Origin of the sequence: Staphylococcus sp. HMSC65H10 (genome assembly GCF_001839185.1) — a bacterium.
Classification (GTDB): Bacteria; Bacillota; Bacilli; order Staphylococcales; family Staphylococcaceae; genus Staphylococcus; species Staphylococcus simulans.
On record NZ_KV840342.1, the window covers coordinates 25,226 to 25,829 of the forward strand.

At 31.6% G+C, this 604-nt stretch carries 2 protein-coding genes; both read left to right on the forward strand.

Annotation, left to right across the window (positions count from 1 at the left end; translation table 11 throughout):
* Window positions 1-299 (forward strand): hypothetical protein (locus HMPREF3270_RS14120; protein ID WP_218117695.1); only part of this gene is annotated, 299 nt, incomplete at its 5' end.
* A partial coding sequence (locus HMPREF3270_RS13935; protein WP_070867227.1) for a hypothetical protein occupies window positions 283-604 on the forward strand: 322 nt, incomplete at its 3' end. The genes HMPREF3270_RS14120 and HMPREF3270_RS13935, both read left to right, overlap by 17 nt.

Consider the following 604-nt stretch of genomic DNA (forward strand, 5'->3'; position numbering starts at 1 on the left):
CTGCTTTTTATAGAGAATTACACAACCTATTACCAATATGGAGCTGGGGGGCATTGTTTTTACTTTCAGGTATTTTATTAATGTGTGCAAGCTATCTACTACCTAAACAAAATCAAAAAAGTTATTGGCTAATCACAATTGGAAGTTTTATATCCTTCATTATGTATTTTATTATCACAAGTGCCAGTGTTTACAACGCAATTAATTGGTTATCGCCTATTCAATTTGCTACATTGTCGGGCATCTATTTAGTCTTGACATTTTTCGGAGGTTTCGAAATTTATGCCAGACGAAGTTAAATATGTACTACGTCATGAATGGGAAAGAGCGAATCGTAATATAGATGGGAAGATTAATGAAGTAGATAACAAGCATATAGCGTTGCATAATGATTTAAAATTACTGGTTACACGATTAAATGATAGTAACGATACATTAATCCAAAGCCAATTAACTACAAATAAGACTTTGGAAAAAATCAACGACAATCTTATAGGATTTAACAATCGTATCAAAGATGTTGAACATACTTCTGATACAACAATAAAAAGATTGGATTCGATTGAGAATTTTGTATCTGAAAGGCAAAAAGGAAATATGCAGA